The organism is Thermosynechococcus sp. Uc (assembly GCF_029335995.1).
In the GTDB taxonomy this organism is placed as follows: Bacteria; Cyanobacteriota; Cyanobacteriia; order Thermosynechococcales; family Thermosynechococcaceae; genus Thermosynechococcus.
Genome location: NZ_JARJMS020000074.1, coordinates 1 through 4,727 on the forward strand (window position 1 = coordinate 1; position 4,727 = coordinate 4,727).

The 4,727-nt window shown below is 49.4% G+C and carries 5 protein-coding genes; 3 read left to right on the top strand and 2 right to left on the bottom strand.

The annotated features are described in order from the left end of the window. Positions 1-167: 167 nt before the first annotated feature. The 3 genes from P3X23_RS08085 to ntcA all read left to right on the top strand — a co-directional run bounded on the left by P3X23_RS08085 (position 168) and on the right by ntcA (position 2,323). Positions 168-827, top strand: coding sequence for a hypothetical protein (locus tag P3X23_RS08085; RefSeq protein ID WP_300875175.1), 660 nt, complete (start codon positions 168-170; stop codon positions 825-827). An 11-nt stretch (positions 828-838) separates the two neighbouring features. Further along, positions 839-1,483 (top strand): DUF2834 domain-containing protein, encoded by a 645-nt coding sequence (locus P3X23_RS08090; RefSeq protein ID WP_300875179.1) that lies wholly within the window; start codon positions 839-841, stop codon positions 1,481-1,483. Positions 1,484-1,657: 174 nt separating this feature from the next. Next, positions 1,658-2,323: a global nitrogen regulator NtcA gene (ntcA, locus tag P3X23_RS08095; RefSeq protein ID WP_300875185.1), complete on the top strand. Its 666-nt coding sequence runs from the start codon at positions 1,658-1,660 to the stop codon at positions 2,321-2,323. On the opposite strand, the gene P3X23_RS08100 is transcribed toward ntcA, so the two are convergent. Both P3X23_RS08100 and P3X23_RS08105 read right to left on the bottom strand, forming a co-directional pair. After that, the gene (locus P3X23_RS08100) at positions 2,320-3,948 is read right to left on the bottom strand and encodes a cyclic peptide export ABC transporter (RefSeq protein ID WP_300875182.1); all 1,629 of its coding nucleotides are present in this window, start codon (positions 3,946-3,948) and stop codon (positions 2,320-2,322) included. The genes ntcA and P3X23_RS08100 overlap by 4 nt on opposite strands. Then, positions 3,945-4,190 carry a hypothetical protein gene (locus P3X23_RS08105; protein ID WP_367186561.1) on the bottom strand — a complete coding sequence of 82 codons (246 nt, stop codon included), beginning with the start codon at positions 4,188-4,190 and terminating at the stop codon, positions 3,945-3,947. The genes P3X23_RS08100 and P3X23_RS08105 overlap by 4 nt, the downstream gene beginning before the upstream one ends. Between the last annotated feature and the right edge of the window lie 537 nt (positions 4,191-4,727).

Sequence of the window (4,727 nt, forward strand, 5' to 3'; positions counted from 1 at the left end):
TAGCAAAGGGAGGAATGTGGCTCAATCCAAGTCACTACTGCTTTTAAAATTCATTGCATAACCAGAGCATTTACATTTTGCAACGAAGGCAGGAGACGTGTTAAATTGGTTTACAAAAGTTCATATTCCGCTTCTGTTCCACTTTGGCTGCGTTTGAGGTTTAGATTATGTCGCTCACACCCATGACTCGTTACTACATTCGCCGCCTGCTTGCAGAGCGAGCTGAATCCCTTGGGTTAACCGTGAGTAATGCCGAAAATGACAGTCAAGCCTTTGCCGATCAACTGGCGCGCCTGGAGTCCTTGACAGCAACCAAGTTGGCGGAGGTTGAATTAATTGTTCGGATGCACCAAACCCTCAGCCGCAATGGCCAAACCTACAACTGCTACCTTGCCAACTTAGAACAAAAACTCTTTGCCATCATGGGTCTGGGGGGGCAAGTCCACGAAGAATTGACAGATATTACCCTGCCTCAGCTTGAACAGACCAACGGCACCGCAGCAAAAGCTCTCACCTTGGCTGAAGTGCTAGAACACTTTAATAAAGTTAGCGATATTGCCCAGAAATACCTTGGCAAAATGATTGTGGCCAACTATTGGCGGGGTACTCGTCCCTACAGCAGTTGGTTTGCTGACTTTACAGTAACCAATGAAGCTCGTGTGGTTTGTCAATCGTACCAGTCCACCCGCGATGTATTCCTCAGTGAGGAGCAACTCAAGCATTTGCAAGGTTGGCTAGAAGCATTTATTCGCCAGTGCCAGCGAGTGCTGCCCCAATTCACGAAACAACTGCAAAAAGCAGGGGTATCGGAAACAGTTCTAGCTTAGAAAAAGGTGGTATGCGGATTGTCTTTGCGGTTCTCTGGCTGGGATTGATTGTCTATAGCTTTGCTTTTGCACCCCCAGATCAACCGCAGACAATGGTAATGATTCAACAACTAGCAACAGGAGACTGGCAGGGCATTAACCCCCTAATTGTCAGTCTTTTTAATCTTATGGGCGTGTGGCCACTGATTTATACCGCATTACTGGTCGTAGATGGTCAAGAACAGCGATTTCTAGCGTGGCCATTTGCTGTCTTTAGTTTTGCCGTGGGTGCGTTTGCCCTATTACCTTATTTCATTCTGCGCCAGCCGGCACCAATCTTCACAGGGGAAATTAATAGAGGTGTACGCCTTTGGGAGTCACGGATTACTGCCACTGGCATTGGTCTATTGGCGGTGGGCTTTCTTAGTTATGGTTTGATTGCAGGCAATTGGGCAGACTTTTGGCAGCAGTGGCAAACCAGCCGCTTTGTCCATGTGATGACCCTTGATTTTTGTCTGCTATCGCTATTGTTTCCGTTCCTTCTCATTGATGATTGGCAGCGGCGGGGTATAGAGAATTCGCCGTGGCGGTGGTGGAGTGTGGTGCCCTTACTGGGAGCGTTGGGGTACTTACTTTTGCGTCCGCCCTTAATTCTCTCGAAAAAAAGTATGGCATGATACAAAAAAAATACCTCTGAATTGGTTTTACTAATCTGTCAATGCTGAACTCTACACCCAGAGCGAGATTTCTTGGCGTTGAGAGAGTTGTGTTATTGGGGGGATATGAATGCCAATAGCACCCATGCGATCGCTATGCCGCCCACTGAACTACCTTGGATTGACACACGACTCATGAACAAAGATCAACCCTTGGCACCCGTCTTTCGCCACATGGCCAGTGGCTTGTTTCCATCCACAACTGAAACCTACGAACGTGGGAAAACCATTTTCTTTCCGGGCGACCCAGCAGAAAAGGTTTATTTTCTCCTCAAGGGCGCAGTGAAGCTCTCTCGGGTGTATGAAGCAGGCGAAGAAATTACGGTGGCACTGCTGCGAGAAAATACGGTGTTTGGCGTGTTGTCCCTGATTACGGGCACCCGCTCCGATCGCTTTTACCATGCGGTGGCATTTACGAATGTAGAGCTATTGGCGGTTCCCATCGAACAGGTGGAAAAGGCAATGCACGAAGATCCAGATTTGCTGATGTTTATGATTCAAGGGTTGTCATCGCGCATCCTCCAAACGGAGATGATGATTGAAACCCTTGCCCACCGCGATATGGGATCTCGATTGGTGAGTTTTTTACTGATTCTTTGCCGTGATTTTGGCATTCCCACCAGTGCCGGCGTAACCGTGGATTTGAAACTTTCCCATCAGGAAATTGCCGAGGCCATTGGCTCAACACGGGTAACCGTGACGCGCCTTTTAGGGGAACTGCGAAATCAAAAAATGATCTCAATCCACAAAAAGAAAATCACAGTTCACAATCCCCTGATGCTGAGCCAGCAGTTTACCTAGGGATGAGAGACTGCCACCAGTTGGCCATAGTCTAGTTTAATCAAGCGATCGGCTACATCAAAGTAGCGATCGTCATGACTAATGACAAAGACCGTTTTGCCTTGGGCTTTTAGCTCTGGCAGGAGTTGGCGGTAAAAAATATCCCGAAACAGGGGGTCTTGATCCGCTGCCCATTCATCAAACAGATAGGCGGGGCGATCGTCCAGATAGGCCATCAACAACCCCAAACGCTTGCGCTCCCCTTGGGAAAGAGCTGTCGTGGAAAAGCGGTTACCTTCTAAGCGGACTTTGTGGCTCAAGCGCAGTTTTTCGAGGTAACTTGGCACTTCTGCTATACGTTCGGAAGACTCAATACCCAACAGTGACTCAAAAAGATAAAAGTCACTAAAAACTGTGGCAAAGTGTTGGCGATACCATTCATAGTCTTCAGGCTGCAAACAGTGATCATCCACCCAAATTTCCCCCTGATCAGGAACGTAGAGTCCCGTAATAATTTTGGCGAGGGTAGATTTACCACTGCCATTGCCACCAACAATAAACAGGAGTTCACCAGCCTGCACGCTCAAACTTAAAGGCCCTAGGGTAAACGTTGCCGGTTCGTCCTCATGGCTGCTGTGGTATTGATGGCGAATCTGTCGCAGTGAGAGGGTTTTCCAGCCCAAGGGGGGGAGTTCTCCACGAACCTCAATGTCTTGGCGTGGATCTCCAAGACTTAGTTGTAGGGATTCCACTTTTTTTAAGGCAACGCTGGCACGACTAAAAACAGGAATAGCATCAATCACCTGTTGCATCGGCAGCATCAGATAAATAATCGTCAGGACATAGCCTGAGAGAACCGTTGGTGTGGCTCCTAGCAAGTGGGGCAGCGTGAAGAGAAAGAAGCCAATCGTTACAAACAATAGCAACTGTCCCCAACTGGCAGCAATGGCAAAGACCATGTACCCTAGTTCGTTTTGTTGCCGTGTTTTCTGGGCAGTGGGTTCTAGCTCTTGATAAAAGAAGGCCAAGCGCCGTTGCCGGTTGAGCTTGAGTTCTTTGTTGCCTTCAGTCAGTGTCCGAAAGTGTTGAAAGAGGTGATCCTGTTGCTGCCGTGCCCGCTCTAGGAATTTTCGTGCTCTGCCCGCTAGAAACAAGTAGCTGCCAGTACCAATGGCAATCAAGGCAACAAGGGCAAAAAAGAGGGGCGGCGACAACCAACCCATGTAAATCAGACAGCCAATGACAATGGCAATGGCGTTAAAAAGATTGGGCAGGACAGAAAAGGAACGGGAGACGGCGTCTACGTCTTCTGTCAGCGTAGCAAGGAGTTGGGGATGACCAATGGCTTCTAACTGGCGTAGGGGTGAAGCGAGAATCCGGCGACTGAGGAGGAGACGCATTTCATAAACCGCCTGTTGGGCAGCCCGCACCAGCAGAACTTGGGAGCTAAAGTGAGTAAGCAGTAGAAATGTGCCGAGGAGAATAAATCCCCAAGGCAAGAGCTGTTGTAGGGCAGGGGTTTTCTGTAAAGCAGCATTAATCAGGGCAATGAGGGCAGCCGTGCTGCCACCGTTGAGAAGTCCAGCGATCGCTGCTGCAAGAATCGTCGGCCAAGCCGTCTGTAATAAAATCTGAAAGAGCTTCACGACTCTGTCGTCTCATCAGGGGTGGGGTTGGCCTCGGACTCTTCGAGATTTAACTTGGGGATAAAACTGGGGCGATCAGCACTTTCCCAACCGGGGGGACGCTTCGAGTTGTACCATGCAACAAGGCCAATGCTCACAGCAGCCACAAGCCCCAGCAATAACACCCCATAAAAGGGGACAAAGTTACCAGCCCCTACGGTAAAGCGAATCCCCAACAACCCCATCATCTTCCTCGTTAACATTTAGAAACATGTAGAACACCACTATATCAATGCAGCGACTGCTTTGAGAATCCTTGGAGTTGGAAGCCACTGTGTTTATTAAGGTACAGTACAGGATAAAGAAGTCTTGCTGACCAGATACCCAGCAAGCCCCGCCATTCAGGGTGGAGAAGGATAGCGCAAACAGCGGAGCCGTTCTGTTATTTTACTGTCGGCCCCAACCACACTGACCTACGGCAGGGCATCCCGGAAGTGACACCTGTGGAGATAGGAGTAGTGGATACGCACTCGGCTTAAGAACCCACCGCAGCAACCTAAGATCATCGGCTTGAGCGCTGTAGGAATCGTTGGCCTTCTAGCCGGGGAGTTTGTCAAACAGCGGAAGGTTGTCGCTAGTTGGTGGTCATGTACTGCATTTAACGGGGAGGGACGGGGTTAAGGGGGAGCAAATACGGAATTGGGGTTAGAAGTAATCTCTATTTCCATAGCACACTGAGATCGCGGTGAGTTAGGTATGAGTTTCTGGGGGGGGCGCGTGGCGGGGAGAGTCTCGAGCAG